Source organism: Pseudomonas sp. SDT291_1_S447, assembly GCF_054070155.1.
In genome coordinates, this window is the sequence record NZ_JBSVXS010000017.1 from 43,357 (window position 1) to 64,210 (window position 20,854).

The window sequence follows — 20,854 nt, forward strand, 5'->3', positions numbered from 1 at the left end:
AATGGATAGGCACATAACACGTTCAGCGATTTACCCAGACCTATGGCAGTAAATGATCACTGAAGATAACGCCGTTGGCTGATGACAACGTGCGAGTCCCCAGATCGGTACGCAGATACAGAAAAGCCTCAGCCCCCAACTGCGTGGCGACTTCACCGTGTTTCCAGAACTCAAGAGCCGGATCACTGCCGCGCACCAGCACCCCACTGCAAACATACGCCGGGTTAGCGCCCACGCATTCTGCCGTGGTGTTCTGATAACGACTGTTGAGCAACTGCGCGGTTTCCGGGCCGGTCGCGGCCTGACTTGAACTGACTGCGAGCACAAGAGCCAACAAAAAAGCTGTGAGCCTTGGAATTATTGGGCTCATACGGGCCTGCCTGACGTCGAGCGGGAATCAATCATCACGCATGGAACTCGGCAAAAACGGAATCTTGTTGCTCAACATCCGCATGCTGGTGTCCGACAGCGCCTGATCTTGTGGGTCATAGGAAAATACCGAGCCGGGTGCGGCGGTAAAAAGCACGCGCACGATGGGAATGAAGCGACCGGTCACCTCGAAGTAATCACGTTGTATGAATCGAGCGCCGGCTAGGCCATCACCGGCAATATGCGAAGGCGTAATGATGGTGAAAGCTTCCAAAGGGAGCTTTTGCGGATCGTCTTCCGACCAGGCCGCGACAATCAGCTCGTTCCAACCGTACGGGTCTCTGGCGTCAGCACGAACCGTGGTCGCCAGTTCGAACATCCTGGCCTCGGTATTGAACGCGCAGCTTCTCAACGGGGTACTTGCAAAGCGTTCAATCCATCCCTCGCGGGTGTCGATACCCAACTCTTCACACTGACCGCCATGGGTTCGACAGATGTCGGCAGAGCCGCCGGTACCAGCATCAAAGGGATAGAGGCAGCGAACCGTCAGCGGTTTACCGGTGGGCGCAAAAGACTCGCGAGTGATGAAACCCTGAGGTTTGTAAGTCTTGGCGATCAACGCGCCGTCGGTAATGTAAGTGAAGGAAACACCATTGCCGTTAACCGACGAAGGACTGGGGTTCCAGGAATGAAATGCCGTTGAAACATCCGTTGAGCGGATCAACACGCCGGTGCAATTGAACGCCGCGGTGCTGCCACGGCATTCGCGTACTTTCTCGATCGAACGCGCATTCAACCTGGCTGCCACCTGATAACCGATATACAACTGATCGTCCTGATTGAACCCGAACACTGCCTGCGGCGGCTGGTTCAGATCCATGCGCAGGATCGGTAGCCACTCACCGGTGGCAGCGAAATAATCGCGCTGATCTTTCTGCGCGCCGAGCAGCGACTGACTCTGGTTGACGTCGTAGAACAAGCCGAGTAATGGCAGTTGTTTAGGGGTTTGTTCGTTCCAGTTCCCGACTAGCAGCAGCGTCGGTTGAGCGGCCCATTGCGCATCAATCTGCTGGTGTGCGAGCAGACTGGCCTTGAACTGGGCAGGATCACGGCTACTTAGCGAACATTGCCCGGCGGCTTGCTGACCTTCCTGTTGAAAATGCGCGAGCCATCCTTGTACGTCGGTGACACCCAGACCGCTGCACGAACTGACGTCCTGCAAGTGCTGTACCGCAGCAACCCAGCCACATCCCGAGTCAGGTCGCGTGCTTTGCACTGGAAATTCGAAGGGGTAGGCACACAGCACATCAAGCGGCTTGCCTTGACCAATGGCAGTGAAGGCATCACTGAAGATCAACCCATTGGGCTGTCCGAGCGTGCGCGTGTCGAGATCGGCCCGCAGATAGTTGAAAGCCTGCGCCCCCAGTTGAACGGATGCTTCGCTGTGTTTCCAGAACTCCTGTGTACCTTGAGTACCGCGTATCAACACCCCACTGCAAAAATACGCCGGGTTGGCGCCTGCGCATTCTGCCGTGGTGTTCTGATAGTGCCTGTTGAGCAACTGCGCGGTTTCCGGGCCGGTTGCGGCGAGGGAAATATCAAAGTGCGCGAGCGCTACCAGAAAAACGAGCAGGCTATTAATTTTCATCAGGGCCCGAGTCCTTTTGCGACGAGACTGGCGGTCGCGGCGTTATGCCTCGGACCAGGGTTTGAGTTGAGGTGTCCTGAACCGTCTGATCCCCCACTTCAAATACAAAAGGTCGGCCATCTGCACTGGCCAGATTCAATCGTATAACGGGTAAAAACGCATGGGTTTGCGTGAAATAGTCACGCTGGATGAATTGCGCATTGGCCAATCCCGGACTGCTTCCCGACACATAGAAAAAGGCTTCAAGGGGCACTAGCGCCGGTATGTTCTGAGGCCACACGGCAATGATGACTTCGTTCCAGTTGAGTCTGGCTGCCGCGCTGAGGCCGGCACGCACGTCGATGCTGAGCTGAAACGAGGCCAATGACATGTCAAAAGCACAACTTGCACTGGGGTTGGAAGCGTAGCGGGCTTGCCAGGCAGCAACGGTGGTAATGCCCTGAGATTGGCAACTGGCGCGACAACTGTCGGGTATGGAATTCGTCCCGGCATTGGCCGGATAAGCGCAACGCCATGTCACCGCATGACCTGTCGGGGCAAACGCTTCCTTGAACGTGAAGCCCTGAGTACCAGCGAGTTTTGTGGTACCCACATCCTTTCGCACATAACTGAATGAGACACCATTGCGGCCTATCGAATTGGGGCTGGGATTCCAGGCGTGGAAACCCGCTGACGCATCTGCACCTCGAACCAACACGCCATTGCAGTGAAATCCGGGCTTTTCGCGCAGGCAACCCGAAGCCGTATCGGCGAAGCGTGCATTCATGTTGGCGGCAATCCGATAACCGATATACAACTGATCCTGCAGATTGAAACCGAATACGGCATCCGGTGGTTCGCTCAGGTTCATGCGCAGGATCGGCAGCCACTCACCCGTGGCAATGAAGTAATCACGCTGATCTTTCTGCGCGCCGAGTAACGCCCCGGGTTGCGTCACGTCGTAATACAGGCCTTGAACCGGCAACAGTCCGGGTGCATCGGGATCCCAGTTTTTGATCTGCACCTTGTTCGGTCTGGCCGACCAGCTATCGTCGATGCCTTGGTGCGCCAGCAGGCTAGCCTTGAATTGTGCCGGGTCAAGGCTGCTCAACGAGCATTGCTTTTCGGGTAACTGCCCTTGTTGTTGAAAGTGCGCCAACCAGGCTGGCGCATCGCTGACGCCAACGTCGGCACAAGAACTGACGTCTTGCAGGTGCTGTGTGGCTGACAGGGCAGCGCAACCGAAGTTTGCGCGGGTAGCCGTCGATGGGAAAGCGAATGGGTAGGCACACAACACCTCCAGCGAAAGACCATTCCCGATGGCTGTGAATGAATCGCTGAACACCATCCCATTCGCCAAAGCCAACCTCTGCGTATCAAGGTCGCCCCGCAGATAAACAAAACCTTCCGCTCCCAATTTTCGGGCAACCTCCCCGTGCTTCCAGAACTCAAGAGCCGGATCACTGCCGCGCACCAGCACCCCACTGCAAAAATACGCCGGTTTGGCGCCTGCGCATTCTGCCGTGGTGTTCTGATAGCGCCTGTTAAGCAACTGCGCGGTTTCCGGGCCGGTGGCGGCGAGAACCGGACCGCTGAGCAACAGCAATGCCAATAGGTATCGGGTTATCTGCGTCCGTGCGCTTTGCATGGTTTCTACCCCCTGCCCTCTTGACGCTTCGCTTGGGTCGCGCTAACCCCAAGGACTTGCCAATACGTGTCCTTGTTGTGCGCACTGGCATTGTCATTGACCGAATCGCCGTTCAGGTCATAGGTCCAAGCGGTGCCGGCTCCCAATTCATCGCCGGTCCACACGGGATAATTCAGCCACTCAAGGTATTCGGCCACAGGGCCGGCGTCGGGAAAGTACAGCGTCCACATGCGTTTGATCCGGGACAGCGTGACCGGCTGCAATTTTGCTGTTTCACAGAGTCTGAGCATCCCTTGCCAATCCGCGCGGTCGGTGAGGAAATGCACTTCAACAATCCCCTTGACCGTCAACGGGTAGGTTCGGGTCTGGCTCTGGCTGTCGGTGGCGCTGATCGCACAGTCGCCATTGCGTCGGGCGCTGACTTCGCCCGTCTGCTCATCGACACTGGCAATGGCCGGATCGCTGCTGGTGTATTGATAGGGGCCACTCCCCCACTGCGCCAGTCGCGTCATTCGGGCGGCGGCGGGTAACTTGACCGGCGGTTTGTCTACTGACACCACGTGATTATGTGCGCTCAGATCGAGGGTCGCTTTCGCGTCAAAGCCCGACTGTAATACGAGCTCCAGTGGCTGCGAATCCACCAGATCGCCGCCAACAAACTGCACTTGGTAACGAACAAGTACGATGTCTTTCGCGTTGGCGATCAGCGCACTGCCGGGCACGGTAAATGTGACGTCTTTGCCAACAGCGGTCGAACCAATCGGGATGTCATCGGTGTATTCCTCACCAACGACCTCACCAACAAACAGATACACATAGTCACGGTAGGCCATGTCGTCATAAGGTTTGATTCTGACTGTCACGCCTTTGGTCGGAATGTCTGCAGGATCAAGTACATCGCCGGGCGCTTCGTCTACAGACGGTTTGAGCGGGGTGTTTGTTGTTTTGTGCATGGCGACACCTCACACGGCGCTCTGTCGAGCACCGTATTTCGGGGTTGAAGGAAGGCTCAATGGCAGGCGTTCAACGCCCGATATTCAGCTCGGCCCAGCGACTGGCCAGAAGTGCCCGGCCTCTGGAGGTCGGGGTAGCGTGATAAGACACCTTGCCCCTCAGCCGCTCCTGTACGGCGCTGCTGTCCCCGCCGCCAGCAGGATGCCCCCAGGTCACGACTCGACCATCAGCGGTGAGCGCGGTAAACCCGTGAGTGTTGTCGTAAAGCGCTTGTACCTGAGTCAGCTCAGTGACGACCGTCGAGGTATCGCCACCTACGGTCGCATTCCCCCAGGCGACCACTGTGCCGTTCTTGCGCAACGCGGCAAAAGCCATGGAGGAACCACACACCTGAACAATGTCATCGAGCGCCGCGATTTCGGCAGGCACCAGACCACCCTCCGCGGGAGTGCCCCACGCCACTACATGACCGTTGCCTCGGCGTGCTGCGAATGCGCGCCAGGTGGAACTGACCTCGACAATGTCCGTGAGCCCGCCAATCAGCGCGTCAATCGTCCCGCCGTACGCGGCCGTCCCCCACGCCACCACCTGCCCGGTCGCGCGCCTTGCGGTGAAGGCTTGCGCATTGGCGCAGCTCAATTCGATGATGTCGGTCAGGGACGCAATTTCAGCCGGCACAACGCCGCCATAGGTGGCGTGGCCCCAGCCGACAATCCGTCCATTGCCACGATGCGCGGCAAAGGCACCAAAGCTGCCGATCAGATTGTCGATATCGGTCAAGCCTGCAATCTCACCCGGAACTACCCCACCGTTTGCCGCCAGGCCCCAGGCCACAACATTACCGGCGGCTCGTTTTGCTGAAAAAGCCTGACCCGCCGCCACCACTCGAACAATATCCGTCAGTGCGCTGATTTCTGCTGGAACACTACCTCCATCGGCTGCTGTGCCCCAGGCAAACACCTGTCCAGTAGTCTTCAACCCGGTGAACGCGGTCGCATTACCGATAACTTCGACAAAACCCAGCGGATCTATACCGCTCATGCTTCCGCCCTCGGCGGCGGTTCCCCAGGCGACAACTGCGCTATTGGCGCGGCGAGCCGCATAAGCACTGCGCGTGCAGCTCACCTCAACGATGTCATCCATGGTGATGATGGTCGGAGGAATATTGGCGCCGTACGCAGCGTTGCCCCAACCAGCGACATCCCCGACATCTCGGTGAGCGACGAAAGCTGCGAAACCTGTGACCGTGGTATCGATCCCGTTGCCAATGATATTCGCCGAGTTGAGCGTGACCAGATCATCGGCAGTGCGCACTTGCAGCGGCTGCTGCGGTGAGGTGTCGCGCCAGGTGGCAGCGGTCATCCAATCTGTGTCCGAAGCGTACTTCCACTGCGCTTGCAGCGGCTGCCCCGTGGTGGCGTTGAATGCGCTCAGTACACGAGTAGCACTGGATGCGCGATAAGTACTGCGGTTATAACGGGCGCCCATAATCTTCAGGGTACCGCTGCCAATGACCCGGCGAACATCGTAAACCGTCGGCACCGACGGGCCATCGGTCCCTCCCGCCTTGCGCTTGACCTCATAACTCAACGCGATGCTGTCATCGAGGTTAGCGCTGATCACCGCGTGGGCCGCCTTGATCACGCTGAGTTCTTTGTCGGCCTCTGCTGCCAGAACCGTGTGGGTGTAAGGGGTGGTGGTTTTGCCGACCACGGTCACGGTGATTTCATCGTCGGTCTTCAGTTGAGCCGTCGCCGGGATCACCACCGTTGCGCCGTTGGGGTAGACGTCGTCCGGGTTCAACTGATCTTTCTGCGAACCCGTGGCCTCCCTGAAGGTGGCTACCGGTAGACGGAACTCTTGCGCTTGCACGTCAAAGTCATAAGGTTTGCCGTCTGCCTCGCCGCCGTCAAACAACTCGACCCGATAATCGACAGTCACTTTTTTGTTCAAGCTGGCCTGCACAATTGGCAGACCCACAGTGAACTCGATCGGCTTGCCCTTGTTATTGCCACTGACCGCTTTGTCATCGGTGTGCTTGACCACTCCATCTGACGAAGCCCAGGTCATATAGAAGTGATCGCCGGCATTGTCGGGGTCATTGGCCGGTATCTCGACGGTCGCTCCGTCTGGAGCATTGGCCGGGTCGAGAATATCATCGAGCGCCTGCACTACGCGGGCCGGATCCAGCAATTGCGTGGACTCGCCGACGGAGAACACGAGAGGGTTGGAATAACTGATCGTGTCGGTTTCTTTGCGCCAGATTTCGTAATTGGCCGTGATCGTGGCACCGCGATTTGGCTCGATATGCTCGGCAACAAACTTCTCGCTGAGTCGGAATGGCACGTCGCTGTTCTCGTTGAGCGCAGTAATGTCGATGAAGTCGCTGGTCTTGCCTGATCGTTCCCCTTCCCATTTGTAAGTCACCTTATCGCCGCGTTTCGTCGGCGTGACGATGGGTTTGGGAACGGTCAGCCGACCAACGCCGTTGGGTAATTCATCAGGCTCCAGTGAGCCATTGCTTTCTCCGAGCACGATCGGTTTAACCAACTCGAATTTTGGCTCGCCCACGCTCAGCGATGCCGCGGGACGCGACACACGCCTGACAATGTCGTCGCTCCCATCCACACTCAAATGGACATATGACAGCACCAGTGTTCCGCCCTCAATGGTCTTCAAGTGCAAACCTTCGACAGTGAGGAAAAAACCGACCGGGTCGGCGATTTCCTCCCGACTAGGTGTATACCTTTCGAATTCCGGGATATAGGCACTGCCATCCGGACGTTTACCGAACCACACCAGTTCAAACGCATCGCCATAGTTGAACACCGAATCAGAGCGAATCAGAATCCGGGTACGTGCCAGGTCAGGATCAATGGCGCCCTGGTTTTCATCTTCAGCAACAGGGGCATCCAGGCGCGTGGCCTCACCGTTGACTTGCACGAACTGACCTTTGGATTGCAGCGGATCGGCAATTCCCTCGCGCTCGACCTCATAAGAAAAAATCACCTGGGTTGCGACAAGCCTGCGCAGATCCGCATTCTCAAACTCGAACTCATAGGTGTGGGGGAGATTGTCGACCTCCTGCTTCGGCGCAGTGAATGTGACGGCTTCGCCATCGGCGGTGGTACCGCTGACTTTTACTTCAATCCAGTCCTGATGTTTGAATTCGCTCGAGGTTGCCCAGACCTGAACGACGACGTTTTTATCACCCAACCGGTCAAGGTCGAGAACATTGTTGAGCGCATCCTTGACAATAGGGGCAACCAGCCGATTGGTGTTGAGCGAAACCCTGATCCGGGTTTCTCTACACCAGTCCTCCGAATAGTTGTGGACGATATCGCGCACGCGAAAGCTCACGGCCAGGCCCACCGCATCGGTATCACCTGCTTTTTCTATAATCGCCCGCTTGACGTAAATCGTGATGGGATTCTTCAACGGGTCATTGATTTGCTCTGCCGTCACCGGGTCGGACCAGATCAGAATGCCCCCCCAACTGAGCTGAACTTGATCGCCCACGGCAATATCGGGGTAAGGTTTGCCGCTACCGGATGCGTGTCTAATGACGATAGGCACACCCGCTTTCGGCGCCTCCGGATTATCCGGATCATCCGGATCCACCGGAATGTTGTCGCTGTGCACCCCACCAGAGACAAATTCCGGCGGGATGAACATGAACAGATTGGAATGCCCCGGCCCCTCCTCCGTATCCTGTCCGCCGGGAATTTCCAGCTTGACGAAAATTTTCAATGGCGGCGTGTACGTCTCGGCGGGATCCAGGCCTAATCGTTTTACCCAATAGTCGATTTCATGGGAGCCCGAAGCAAGATGCCGCGGAGCAACGAACAGGGTCGCACGCTGATCAGATTCTGATTGATCACGAATGGTGTACCGATCCACCTCGACGGAGTTTTTCCTGAGCACCACCAGGTCGCCTTTATTCTTCGTCGTCCATGGGCTGAGGTAGACCTGCAATCCATCGTCCGGATAGATCCCTTGCGCCGCAGCGCGATTGATCCCCCACTCCCCCGAGGGAAGAATGGGAAGCGTACGACCGGTAATATCCGGCTCAGCAAGTGCCAGAGTTGCGATCTGTTTTTTGAGTTTTAAAAGCATGACAAAACACTCCTGCCGAGGGATCGGGCGACGGAGTGATTAACAGCCAGAAACAGAAAATCGTCACCTGTCAGATCTGACAGGTACAGAGCAATTTCCGACGAGCGGCGGGGTTAACGTGGCGGTATATCCAGCGGTGCCGCCATGAACTGGCTGATCCGCGACCTGAGCCATTTCTCCGCCGGATCGTTGTCATGCACCCCGCTCCACGCCATCGACAATTGCGCCGCATCGATCGGAAACGGTGGATCTTCGGCGCGCAGCGCACAACCTTCCACCAACGCGCAGGCGGCGTAATCTGGCACGGTGGCGATCATCTCGGTGCCGGCGAGCAAGGCGCGCAAACCGCTGAACTGTGGCACGCCCAGCACCACGCGACGGCAACGGCCGACCTTGGCCAGGTCCATGTCGATATTGCCGCTCAGGTCGCCAGAGAACGACACCATCGCGTGCGGGCGTTCGCAGTATTCGTCGAGGGTCAGCGGCCCCGGGCGGTCATCGCCGCGCAGGACCTTGCAGGGAATGTCGCGCAGTTTTTTGCGCTTGGCGTTGGCCGGCAATTCAGTGGTGTAACTGACGCCGACGGAGATTTCCCCGGAGGCCAACAGTGCCGGCATCAACAAGTAATTGGCGCGGCGCACGACCACGACAATCCCCGGTGCTTCCTGCTGAAGCTGGCGTAAAAGCGGCGGGAACAGACCAAACTCGGCGTCGTCTGACAAACCGATGCGAAAAACATCGCAACTGCTTGCCGGTTCGAACTCCTTGGCCCGGCTGACCGCGCCAGAAATGACGTCCATCGCCGGTTGCAGCTCTTTGAGAATCGCCAACGCCCGCGCGGTCGGCTCCATGCTGCGACCGTTGCGCAGCAGTAGCGGATCGTCGAACAGATCGCGCAAACGCCCCAACGCCGCGCTGACGGCCGGTTGCCCCATGAACAGTTTTTCGGCGACGCGGGTCAGGTTCTTTTCGAACATCAGCGCTTCGAAAATCACCAGCAGGTTCATGTCGACGCGACGCAGATCGTTACGGTTCATGGGCATGTTTTCCTTTTCGGTGTCAGCTGTTTTTGCGGGTGGGCGCTGCGCACTTTACTCGATTAACGGCACCTTGGCCGCGCGCTTGTACGGACCGTATTCCACGGGCACCCACTGAAAGTGTTCGCCTTGCGCGGTGATGTGACCGATGCCCGGGAACGGCAGGTGCGCCGCCGTCACCCACGTCTTGCTGGCCACCGCCGCACTGAAGACTGCCTGACGCGCGTTGATCGCTTGCGCACTGTTGACATCAAAGCCGATTGACACTTCCGGATGCTCAAACTGCACAGCCAGGTTATGGACCAGATCCCCCATGAAAACGATGCTCTGGTTCTGCGAGGTGAAACGGTAGGTGGTGCTGCCCGGCGTATGGCCGGCTTCGAGTGTCGCTTCGACTAATCCCGGCAACGGCGACTGGCCAGCGGCGAACGTCTTGAAGCGCCCGGCGGCGACGTAGGCCGCCGTGGAGTCCTGGGCGATCTTGAAAAACTCTTTGGCGCCGGCCGGCGCTTTGGCCAGCGCGGCCGGATCGAGCCAGTAATCCGCTTCCGCCTTGGCGGCGTACACCGTGGCATTCGTGAACAACGCTTGTTTCTGTGCATCGACCAGACCACAGACATGATCGAGGTGCAGATGCGTCAGCAAGACCGTATCGACCTGCTCTGGCTGGTAACCCGCGGCCCGCATATTCGCCAGAAGCTGTCCGGCGGTGGCGCCAATGCATTGCCCGGCGCCGCTGTCGACCAAAATCAGTTGCTTGCCGGTATTGACCAGAAACGCATTGAACGCCGTCTGGACACCCGGGGTTTCAATCGAACGGCGTGCCAGCAGCGCACGAATCTGGCCCTGACTCATGCCCTGCAACAGCTTCGGTGACAGGTCGTTGTAACCATCGAACAACGCGGTGATCTCGTAATCCCCCAAGGCCAGGCGGAAATAGCCCGGCGCCTGAGTGGCCTGCTGTGGTGCCTGCGCCATGGCACCGGAAATCACCAGCGCGCACGTCAGCGCCGTCGCTGCTTTAAAGATGCCTTTCATTTGATTCCCCCTGGACCTGCCGATTGCGACGCCCCATCGGTTCGCCACGCTTGCAGTCATCGTGCCGCAAACAGCGGGGCGCAGACTTGCAGGGATGTGCTGAGTTCAGGTCAATGCGCTGGAATTAACAACGATTAACTCGTCAGCCTCCCGCCCTCGGCCAACAATGAAACCCTCTGCGCAGCGTTGTTTTTTTGACCTGAGGGGATGCGCCGACCGTGCATTCCCCATCGACACGGACTTTGGCCATGGCTCACTTACAGCACAGCGTCGCCCTCGCCCCTGCCAACGAACCACGCAAGACCGGGGTCGGCGGACTCAGTCCGCAACGTGAACGACAGGTCAAACAGCTGATCCTCGAACGCCTCGGCGAAAGCCTCGAGGTCACCGAACTGGCCCGCGCCTGTTCACTGTCACGCAGCCATTTTTCCCGCGCCTTCAAATGCAGCACCGGATTATCGCCGCAGGACTGGATTCGCACCCAGCGCCTGGCCCGAGCCAAGCTGTTGATCCGGCACACGGAACTGAGCCTGACGCAAATCAGCCTGGAATGCGGGTTCTGCGATCAGGCGCATTTCTGCCATATGTTCACTCGTAGCGAAGGCATCAATCCGTTTGCCTGGCGCTGCCAGGTCATGCGCGAACCCAAAGTCCACCGTTCACAACCCGCCGTGTTTTGATCGCGACACCCGTTGCACTGACGCTCAAACCTGAGGATTATGCCGGAACACCCCGGATTAGAAGGCCTGCGCTAACGCCTGGCACTACTCCGCTCTGTCCGCCGCAGCACCGCAGGAGTGAGCTGTTGAGTCTTTCGCCGAATCAGGCCCTCGGTTTTGGCCCCTATCGGATTCATCCCGGACAACGGCGGGTGCTCGAAGGCGAACAGCCGTTGCGACTCGGTCGACGGGCGATGGACATCCTCCTGATTCTGCTGGCCCACGCCGGCGAAGTAGTGAGCAAACAGCAATTGATGGCCGGAGTCTGGCCGGACAGCGTTGTCGAAGACATCAACTTGCGTGTACACATGGCGGCGTTACGCAAGGCTCTCGGTGATGGTCAGGCCGGGCAGCGTTACATCATCACCGTGGCGCAACGCGGTTACAGTTTTGTCGCACCGGTTTTACTGGAATCCATGGAGGAGCGTCCTGTGGGCGATGCTGGCGGTCGGCACAATTTGCCCTTGCGGCGCACGCGCATGATCGGCCGCCAGCCGCTGGTCGACAGCTTGATGACGCAGCTGCCGCGCCAACGCTGCATCACCTTGGTCGGCCCCGGCGGCATCGGTAAAACCACGGTGGCCTTGCGCGTGGCTGAACAGTTGATCGGCCATTACCGCGACGGTATTCGGCTGCTGGACCTGGCACCGCTCAAGGATCCTCGGCTGATTTGCTCGCACCTGGCCACCCTGCTCGATCTGGCGTTAATCGAAGGCGATCCACTGGCGGCGCTGGTCAATGGTCTGCAACAGCGACAAATGCTGTTACTGCTCGACAACTGCGAACACCTGATCGATGCCGTCGCGGCGCTCAGCGAAAGCATTCTGCGCGGCGCACCGCAGGTGCATATCCTCGCCACCAGCCGCGAGAGCCTGCGGGCCGAAGGCGAATTTGTGCAGCGTCTGGATTCCCTCGAATACCCGTCGATGCCAGCGATATTGAATCGCGAGCAAGCGCTGAGCTTCTCGGCGCTGCAGCTGTTCATCGAACGGGTCACGGCCGCGCAGGAAAGCTTTGAACTGAGCGACGCGCAGTTGCCGCAAGTGATCGAGATCTGCCACCGCCTCGACGGCATTCCCCTGGCGCTGGAGCTGGCGGCTGCGCAGGTCGCCGAACTGGGCCTGGACGGTTTGCTGAGCCAACTGCAGGGCCGTTTGCCACCGCTGGCAGCGGGTAATCAAAACAGTCTTGAGCGCCATCTCACCCTGCGCGCCACGCTGGACTGGAGTTTCAATCTGCTCGACCGTTGCGAGCAAACCTGTCTGCGCCGTCTCGGCGTGTTTCGCGGAGGGTTTACCCTGGAGTCAGCGGCGGCGGTGATCGTTGGCCAACAAATCGACCCCAGCATGGTGTTTGTGTCGATCAGCCAACTGGTGGCCAAATCCCTGCTCAGCGTCGAGGTCGGTGATGAAGAGGTGTTCTATCGCCTGCTCGACACGACCCGCCGTTATGCCCTGGAAAAACTCGATCACGCCGCTGAATGCGAAGAAACCCGTGAACGGCATGCTGAACGCTGTCTGGCGTTGATGCAGCAGGCGCAAAACGATTGGGACAACACGCCAACGGCGTTGTGGATCGAGCGCTACGCCCGAGGCTTGGAAGATTTGCGCGCCGCGCTGGACTGGAGCCTCAACGGTGTCGGCCCGGGCGGCTTGGGAATTCGCCTGGCAGCGGCGTCGGCGCCTTTGTGGCAAGAGTTGTCGCTGCTCAAGGAATACGGCAGCTATGTACGGCGGGCGCTGAGCCTGTTTGACGAACTGGGCGAACCCTGCCCGCGCCTGAAAATCTCCCTGAAACTGGCCCTCGGCAGTGCCTGCTATCACACGTGGGGCGGCACCCCGGAAACCATCGAAGCGTTCGCCGAAGCGCGTCAGTTGGCGCATGAACACGATGATGTCGCCGGGCAGTTGCGCGCGGTGTCCGGGCACATGGCGGTCAACCTCAGTTGCGGGCACTATCGCATGGCGCTGGCCCAGAGCGAACAGTTCGACCGCCTCGGTCTGCACGGCGACCCGCTGTTGTCACTGAGTACCCACCGCTTGCGCGTATTGGCCCTGCACTATGCCGGCGACCAACCGCAGGCACGCATTCATGCCGAACAGGTGCTGCAGCGCATGGCGCACAGCGGCCATGTCAACCGCTTCACTCACGGTTTTGGCGTGCAGTACGACCAAAGTGTCGCGTCGCTGACGGTGTTGGCGCGGGTGCTATGGCTGCAGGGTTTGCCGGAGCAAGCGTGGCATACGGCACGGCTGGCCCTGGATATTGCCGTGCAGATCGACCATGGCACTTCGATTTGCTACACCCTGGCGCTGGCCAGTTGCCTGATCGCTCATTACAACGGCGATGAGCAGAACGCCCGGGCGCTGTTGCAACTGTTGCTGGAGCAATCGCAGAAGCATTCGGTGCTGCTGTTCAATACGTGGGCGCGGCACTACGCGCAGGTGATTGATGCTCAAACCCTCGCACCCGTGCCGCAGGACAGCAGTGGGTTGATTCGGGAAATCATGGTGACGCTGGATGATCGTTTTGTGGATGACGCTCTGTTTGAGCGAGCGCTGAGTGGTGATGCCGGGTGGAGCACGGCGGAGATCCTGCGGGCTCGGGCTGATGCGTTATTGAATGACGATCTGGGTTGTCTGGACGGGCCTCTTCGCGAGCAGGCTCGCTCCCACATGGGGTCTGAGTACACCCAAAATCTCTGTGGGAGCGAGCCTGCTCGCGAAGGGGCCATTCAGGAAGCCGAAGCACTCCTGCAACAATCCCTGGCCGTCGCCCGCACTCAAGGCGCGCTCGCCTGGGAACTGCGCAGTGCCACGTCACTCGCGCAACTCTGGCAACGCCAATCGCGCTGCCGCGAGGCGCTGGATTTGCTCACGCCGATCTACCAACGCTTCACCGAGGGCTATGCGACCCCGGACTTGCGCAAGGTGCGCTTGCTGATCGACGAATTAAGCGAGCACGTGCACGCATGAGGCCTGGCGAATTCGATTGATGTAACGCGCATGTCGGCGTTCAAGCTCAATCCCTTCCCCGCTGCGCTCAAGCTGTTCGCGGGCATAACAGCGGGTGGTATTGAGCATTCGGTACCGGCCTGCACTGCCACCCCGCTCCACCACCAGCAATGACTTGCGCGCCAGGCCGTCAATGAGCGCGGCAAGCGGCGATGACGCCAGTTGCGGACAACTGATCACCGCCAGCGCCGCCTCCAGGGTAAACGCCATTTTGAACACCGATAAACGCTGCAGCGCGCGTTGCTCTTGCTCGCTCAAGCGTTGATAGCTCCAGTCGAGGGCTGCCTGCATCGATTGGTGGCGTAGCACAGCGGTGCGCCGACCGTGGCTGAGCACTTGCAGACCATTGGCCATTTGCGCCTGCAAGCCCACCAACGCCAATGCATCGATCTGCGCCGCGGCCAGTTCGATCGCCAAGGGTAAACCGTCGAGCTGGCGACAGATCTCAAGCACGGCTTTGACATCCTGCTCGCGCAAGCGGAAATCATGCTGTCGAGCCCGGGCACGGCTGACGAACAACTGCACCGACGAATGCCCCATGGCTTCAGTGATGCAATCGCCTGCCGAGCGTTTCGGGATCGCTAGCGGTGGTACGCACTGAACGGTTTCCAGACTGACCTGCAAGGCTTCGCGGCTGGTAGCGAGAATCGACAGTCGAGGCGCCGCGTCAAGCAACGTTTCTACCGCTGCTCTACAGGCATCGCGCCGATGGTCAGCGTTATCCAGTATCAGCAATGCATGGCGAGTCGACAGTCCGGTCAAGTCGCTTTCCAAGGTGCGCAGCACATGATCGAGCAGCGGTGTAGCGTCATCGATCAAGCTCAGATCGACCTGCCACACGCCATCGCTGTAGTACTGCAGAAGCAATTCCGCCACCCGCAGCGCCACAGTGGATTTACCCACACCAGCCGCGCCCGTGACGGTCATCAGTCGACACAGCGGCATTTGTCGAACCAGCCCGCCGACCAGCGAGTCACGCCCGGCGACTGGGGTCAGTCGCGCAGACAAATTATGCCTGGGCGTTTGCAGGCCCTCGAAGAGTACTTGCGCGGCACTGTCACAACGGACCGGCGCAACAAAGCTGTAACCGCATTGCGGCACGTTAACGATGTAACGCTGACCGTTTTCGCCATCCCCCAAGGCCCGACGGAGCGCCGCGATGTGCACCCGCAGGTTGATCTCTTCGACCACCGACGTCGGCCACACCAGGGCGATTAGTTGCTCCTTTCGCACCACTCGACCTGCACGCTCGACCAGCACTTGCAGAATGTCCAGCGCACGACCGCCCATGCGCAATGGCCGATCTCCATCGAGTATCAGCCGTTGGCGCAAGTGGAAGGCGTAGGGGCCGAAATACAGCACCGATGCCATGTTCAAATCGTTGAGGCTATCCATGCCAACTATCTTGGCAGCCTCAGCTGACGCGACAACCGCTACACGGGGCGCCGCACGGACATCCGGGTGCGCCAGACGGACACAAGCGCTCTAACTGAACTGTTCGCGGTATTGCACGGGGGTCAGGCCGAGCTTTTCAGCGAACAGCGAACGCATGTGCCGCACACTGCCGAAACCACTTTTATAAGCCACGGTTTTAAGCGGCAGATCACTGGTTTCCAGCAGATTCCGCGCGCAATCAATGCGCGCATTCTGCAGAAATTCCATCGGTGTCATATTGATCTCACGGGTGAACACCCGCGCGAAATGCCGCGCGCTCATATTGGCAATAGCGGCCATGCGCTCGACAGTGAACGCTTCGTCGAGGTGTTCCAGCACGTAACTCTGTGCGCGAGTGATCGGCGTGTCCTGTGGTGCCACGGCAGCCATCAGTGGACTGAACTGCGCCTGCCCGCCCTGCCGTTTCATCACCACCAGCAGGACTTTGGCTACATCCTGGGCGAGTTTCTTGCCGTGATCACGGGCGACCACGGCCAGCGCCATATCGATGCCGGCAGTGACGCCACCCGAGGTAATCAGATTGCGATCTTCGACAAAGATCTGATCGGTCGCGACATGGGCTTTCGGGAACCCCTTGATCAGGCGTTCGGTGTAGTTCCAGTGCGTGGTTACACGGTAACCGTCAAGCAAACCGGCATGACCCAATACAAACGCGCCAGTGCAGATCGAACCGTAATAGTCGACGCGCTGAACAGCACCTTTGAGCCAAGCGAACAACGACGGAAATTGTTGGTTGTAGGCACCCGGGCCGCCCGGTACCAACAGCAGATCATAATGTTCGGTGTTGTCGTCGATAGTTTGGTCGGCATGCACCAACACACCATTGGACGCCCGAAGTGGGCCACGCTCGATGCCAAGCGTGATCAATTGATAGTGCGCATCGGGTTTCAGGTAGCGATTGGCAACCGAAAAAACCTCCAATGGCCCAGCCATGTCGAGCAGGAGAAAGTCGGGGAACAGCACCATTGCCACGGTTTTCATGGGCAGACATCACTTCAATCAAAGAAACATGAGACAGGCCAGACATTATGGCCAACTGTAGCCGTTTGAGCGCAAAAGTTTTGTGTGACGGCTATCGCAAAACTGTCAACCTGAAAGGGACAGTCTTTCAATTTTCATCTACTTATTGCGCAATCCAGTAAACAGTAACCTTCTCCTCACTCGGACGAATTCACGTCCTGCAAGGAGATTTCATCATGCTGACCCTTCGCAAAGCCTCCGATCGTGGCCTCGCCAATCATGGCTGGTTGAAGTCCTTTCACACCTTTTCCTTCGCCAGCTATCGCGACCCTCGCGAACAGGGTTTTTCCGACCTTCTGGTGATCAACGATGACCGCGTTGCCGCCGGTAAAGGTTTCGGCCAGCACCCGCATCGCGACATGGAGATTTTTTCCTACGTGCTGGAAGGTGCGCTGGAGCACAAGGACACACTGGGCACCGGTTCGGTTATCCGCCCGGGTGACGTGCAATTGATGAGCGCCGGCAGCGGAGTGGCGCACAGCGAATTCAACCACTCGGCGAGCAAACCGGTGCACTTCCTGCAGATCTGGATTGTGCCGGAGGTTGCCGGTGCCAAACCGCGCTATCAACAAGAGCATTTCAGCGCCGAGAAAAAACGCGGTCGCCTGCAGTTGATCATTTCGCCGGACGGCAAGCACGGTTCGCTCAAGGTGCGTCAGGATGCACGGGTCTTCGCCGGGCTGTTCGACGGCAAGGAAAGCGCCACGCTGGAACTGGCGGCCAACCGCTATGCCTATGTGCATGTCGCACGGGGCAGCGTTGAACTCAATGGCCAGGCATTGCGCGAAGGTGACGGCGTGCGGGTTCGCGAGGAACAGTTGCTGACCTTGAGCAACGGTGTCGATGCCGAAGTGCTGGTGTTCGACCTGCGGCCGCAGGAATTGCCAGAGATGCCATGACCTGGTATTTCAATGCTCACGAAAAACGGCCTTCTTTGAAGGCCGTTTTCTATTGTGCTCATTCGGGTACTTGCGACGAAGCTGGCTTTGGTGCACTTATATCTTTGCCTATCTGGATCGCAGCGAGTGCCGTCTGCAAGGTGGTTAACACCGCTGCCTGATTGGCAAAGTGCGCCCCCACGACGACGGTGATCATTCCGAGGAAATGGACGGCTGTCGTCGCCCAGTAATGCGCCTTCACTGTCGAGGCTTGTTTGATGGCTTCTTTTGAGTCTTCGGCGATTTGTTGTACGCCGTCCCACATCAAATCGTATCGTTTGTCCCTCTCCATTTGAGCCTTGTCTCGCTCAGCCTGAGTCAACAGGTAAGCATCGATTCTCGCCGACACACCCTCGACCCGAGCGTCCATCCTGGTCTCGATGGTTTCGATCCTGGCATTGAACTCTTCACGACTTATAGCGTTCATGGTTTGAGTATTCCGACCTTTACTCGATAGGTCACTGATTGGATTTTGACTGAATTCCGTGGTTCTCAATTCGGCACCTTCCTGAGTTTACCAATACCTTCCCTGGTATCAACATCAGTGCGAGCCCTGCGCCCCTCACCGACATGCCGAAACAATAGGCCCCATTCAACAGGCTCACAAGCCGGGAGATTCTGCCTCTGGTGTAGGCCGTTTCGTCAGAGGTTGTAGCCCTGCCAAAACAGCATCTACCTACTCATTCTCCGACGCGAACACGTCGACAATCTGCTCAATCACCGCCCTCACCCGCGCGGTGTGGCGCAGGTCCGCGTGGGTTACCAGCCATACCTCATAGGGCAATGGCGTGGTGCGCTCCGGCCAAAGCCTGATCAGGCCATCGCGCGCCCCCATATACACAGGGATTTCTCCTACACCCAACCCTGCTGCAATCGAACGACGGACGAGCAAACTGGAACTGAGGCTGGCGACGATGCGGCCGCGACTCATTGGCTCCGATACCAACGTCAGATCTTTTTTGCCTTGCAGATACGGTTGATAAACCACCAGATCATGCCCTTCAAATGCCGTGCCCGGCTGCGGCACTCCATTGGCGTCTATATACGCTTGGGAAGCAAACAGCCCCACCGACCATCGGGCAATGCGCCGGGCGATCAGGTCAGGGTTGTCCGGCCGGGTGTTGCGCACGGCGATATCCGCCTCACGCTTGGCCAGGCTGAGAATCTGTGTGGACGCGTCCAGTTGCACGCGCACGTCCGGGTGCTGCTCGTGCAAGCGGGCAATCGCCGGAATCAGGAAATCGATGGCCAGCGAATCGGTGGTACTGACGCGTACCGTGCCGGTCAGGCGATCGTCCAGGCCTTGAATCTGCCGCTCCAGCTCCAACGCCGAATGCTCCATTTTCTCAACGCTTTTAAGCGCTGCTTCGCCGACCGCCGTCAACGCGTACCCGTCAGAGGTACGCAGGAACAACGTCGCGCTCAGGGACTTTTCCAGTGCCGTGATGCGCCGCCCGACGGTCGCCTGATCCACCCCCAAAACCCGTGCTGCGCCGCGCAGCGTCGACTCGCGGCAAACGGCCAGAAATACCCGTGCATCATCCCAATTCATGCTGTCTCCCAGCGATGCAAATTCGCATCATCGTGCCGCCAATTCGCTGCATTAACGCAGCAACGATAGCCGATATGCTGAACGCCATAAACCTTCCTCGAGATCGCTTTCATGCGCACTTCAACCTCCACCGGTATCTGGCTGCCGATCTTCGCCGGCCTCTGCGCCAGCCTGGTCAGCATCGGACTGGCGCGTTTCGCTTACACGCCGTTGATTCCTTCGCTGATTGAAGCGCAGTGGTTCAGCGCCAATGATGTGGTCTACCTCGGTGCGGCCAATTTGGTGGGCTACCTGATCGGCGCCCTGCTCGGCCGCCCGGTAGCGCGCCAGCTCGGCAACAAAAATGCCTTGCGGTTGATGATGCTGATCGTCACCGCCGCATTTTTTGCCTGTGCGTTTCCCTTGTCGGTGAGCTGGTTCTTCGGCTGGCGGCTGCTGTCCGGGATCGCCGGCGGCGCGATCATGGTGCTGGTCGCCGCAACGGTACTGCCGCATGTTCCGGCGGCGCGTAAAGGGCTGGCCAGTGGCGCGATATTTCTCGGTATCGGTCTTGGCATTGCCGGTTCCGGGACACTGGTGCCGCCGCTGTTGAGCCTCGGCTTGCAAGCGACATGGCTGGGCCTGGGGGCTTTGGCCTTGTTGCTGACGGCGCTGAGCTGGTTTGCCTGGCCGTCTGATTTCCTGCACCCGGTCGTTGCACAAGAAACGGTGTCCGCAGAACCGACACCGCGCGGGGTGTACTTGCTGTTCGCCCAATACGCCTTTATGGCTGCCGGCCTGGTACCGGCGATGGTATTTCTGGTGGATTACGTGGCGCGTGGACTCGGTGCCGGAGCGCATGTCGGCGCGTTAGTGTGGGTGATGTATGGCTTGGGCGCGATTGTCGGTCCGGTGAGTTATGGCTTTCTCGCCGATCAGCTTGGCGCGCGATCCGGCATTCGTCTGGTGCTGGTGGTGCAAGCGATTGCCCTTGGGCTGCTGGCGCTGACTCAGTCTTTTCTGGCGTTGGCGTTGCTGGCGGTGATTCTCGGTTCATTTCCGCCGGGCATTGTGCCGCTGGCGCTGGCTCGGGTGCATGAATTGGTGCCGGAGCACCATCGCCAGCAAATCGCCTGGAGCCGTGCGACGGTGTCATTCGCTACGTTTCAGGCGCTGGCCGGTTTTGCCTATTCGGCGCTGTTCAATGCCAGCGGCGGTCATCACGCATTGTTGTTCATCATTGCCGCTGGCGCGATCGTCGTGGCGCTGCTGCTGGAGCAAGCCATGAAATGGCTGCCTGCCCGTATTGAGCAGCGCTGCTGTGCAAATTGAAGGGAATCATTGCGCGCGCAGTACGCTCCCATCTACAGAACTTATGCCAACAGGAA

Annotated in this window: 15 protein-coding genes; 4 read left to right on the forward strand and 11 right to left on the reverse strand. The window is 58.8% G+C overall.

Annotated features, from left to right (window positions below; translation table 11 throughout):
• Positions 1-40: 40 nt before the first annotated feature.
• The 7 genes from ACW9IR_RS08625 to ACW9IR_RS08655 all read right to left on the reverse strand — a co-directional run bounded on the left by ACW9IR_RS08625 (position 41) and on the right by ACW9IR_RS08655 (position 10,789).
• The gene (locus tag ACW9IR_RS08625) at positions 41-337 is read right to left on the reverse strand and encodes a hypothetical protein (protein ID WP_457462746.1); all 297 of its coding nucleotides are present in this window, start codon (positions 335-337) and stop codon (positions 41-43) included.
• Between the two features lie 60 nt (positions 338-397).
• Positions 398-2,017, reverse strand: coding sequence for a hypothetical protein (locus tag ACW9IR_RS08630; protein ID WP_457462748.1), 1,620 nt, complete (start codon positions 2,015-2,017; stop codon positions 398-400).
• Complete coding sequence (locus tag ACW9IR_RS08635) at positions 2,007-3,644, reverse strand: hypothetical protein (protein ID WP_457462750.1); 1,638 nt, start codon at positions 3,642-3,644, stop codon at positions 2,007-2,009. The genes ACW9IR_RS08630 and ACW9IR_RS08635 overlap by 11 nt, the downstream gene beginning before the upstream one ends.
• A 5-nt stretch (positions 3,645-3,649) precedes the next feature.
• Complete coding sequence (locus ACW9IR_RS08640) at positions 3,650-4,597, reverse strand: Ig-like domain-containing protein (RefSeq protein WP_422606550.1); 948 nt, start codon at positions 4,595-4,597, stop codon at positions 3,650-3,652.
• A 70-nt stretch (positions 4,598-4,667) separates the two neighbouring features.
• Entirely contained in the window at positions 4,668-8,714 is a 4,047-nt protein-coding gene (locus tag ACW9IR_RS08645; RefSeq protein ID WP_457462752.1) for a hypothetical protein, read from the reverse strand.
• Positions 8,715-8,827: 113 nt separating this feature from the next.
• Entirely contained in the window at positions 8,828-9,751 is a 924-nt protein-coding gene (locus tag ACW9IR_RS08650) for a LysR family transcriptional regulator (protein ID WP_110719640.1), read from the reverse strand.
• 54 nt (positions 9,752-9,805) lie between these two features.
• Entirely contained in the window at positions 9,806-10,789 is a 984-nt protein-coding gene (locus tag ACW9IR_RS08655) for an MBL fold metallo-hydrolase (RefSeq protein WP_457462754.1), read from the reverse strand.
• Between the two features lie 248 nt (positions 10,790-11,037).
• On the opposite strand from ACW9IR_RS08655, the gene ACW9IR_RS08660 reads away from it, so the two are divergent.
• Both ACW9IR_RS08660 and ACW9IR_RS08665 read left to right on the forward strand, forming a co-directional pair.
• A complete protein-coding gene (locus ACW9IR_RS08660) occupies positions 11,038-11,469 on the forward strand; it encodes a helix-turn-helix domain-containing protein (RefSeq protein ID WP_102902855.1) in 432 nt (143 codons plus the stop codon).
• Between the two features lie 125 nt (positions 11,470-11,594).
• A complete protein-coding gene (locus ACW9IR_RS08665; RefSeq protein WP_457462757.1) occupies positions 11,595-14,483 on the forward strand; it encodes an ATP-binding protein in 2,889 nt (962 codons plus the stop codon).
• Here ACW9IR_RS08665 and ACW9IR_RS08670 read toward each other — a convergent pair.
• Together ACW9IR_RS08670 and ACW9IR_RS08675 are read right to left on the reverse strand one after the other, a co-directional pair.
• Positions 14,460-15,917: an ATP-binding protein gene (locus tag ACW9IR_RS08670; RefSeq protein ID WP_102902857.1), complete on the reverse strand. Its 1,458-nt coding sequence runs from the start codon at positions 15,915-15,917 to the stop codon at positions 14,460-14,462. The two genes, ACW9IR_RS08665 and ACW9IR_RS08670, sit on opposite strands and share 24 nt — an antisense overlap.
• 90 nt (positions 15,918-16,007) lie before the next feature.
• Complete coding sequence (locus ACW9IR_RS08675; RefSeq protein ID WP_102902858.1) at positions 16,008-16,958, reverse strand: GlxA family transcriptional regulator; 951 nt, start codon at positions 16,956-16,958, stop codon at positions 16,008-16,010.
• Between the two features lie 215 nt (positions 16,959-17,173).
• Between ACW9IR_RS08675 and ACW9IR_RS08680 the strand changes: the two genes are divergently transcribed.
• Positions 17,174-17,896 (forward strand): pirin family protein, encoded by a 723-nt coding sequence (locus tag ACW9IR_RS08680; RefSeq protein WP_102902859.1) that lies wholly within the window; start codon positions 17,174-17,176, stop codon positions 17,894-17,896.
• A gap of 58 nt (positions 17,897-17,954) precedes the next feature.
• Here the strand turns inward: ACW9IR_RS08680 and ACW9IR_RS08685 are convergent, their stop codons facing one another.
• Positions 17,955-18,362, reverse strand: coding sequence for a hypothetical protein (locus tag ACW9IR_RS08685; protein ID WP_457462760.1), 408 nt, complete (start codon positions 18,360-18,362; stop codon positions 17,955-17,957).
• 249 nt (positions 18,363-18,611) lie between these two features.
• Positions 18,612-19,487 (reverse strand): LysR family transcriptional regulator, encoded by an 876-nt coding sequence (locus tag ACW9IR_RS08690; protein ID WP_102902861.1) that lies wholly within the window; start codon positions 19,485-19,487, stop codon positions 18,612-18,614.
• A gap of 111 nt (positions 19,488-19,598) precedes the next feature.
• Here ACW9IR_RS08690 and ACW9IR_RS08695 point away from each other — a divergent pair, with 111 nt between their 5' ends.
• A complete protein-coding gene (locus ACW9IR_RS08695; RefSeq protein WP_457462763.1) occupies positions 19,599-20,798 on the forward strand; it encodes a YbfB/YjiJ family MFS transporter in 1,200 nt (399 codons plus the stop codon).
• The last annotated feature ends 56 nt before the right edge of the window (positions 20,799-20,854 follow it).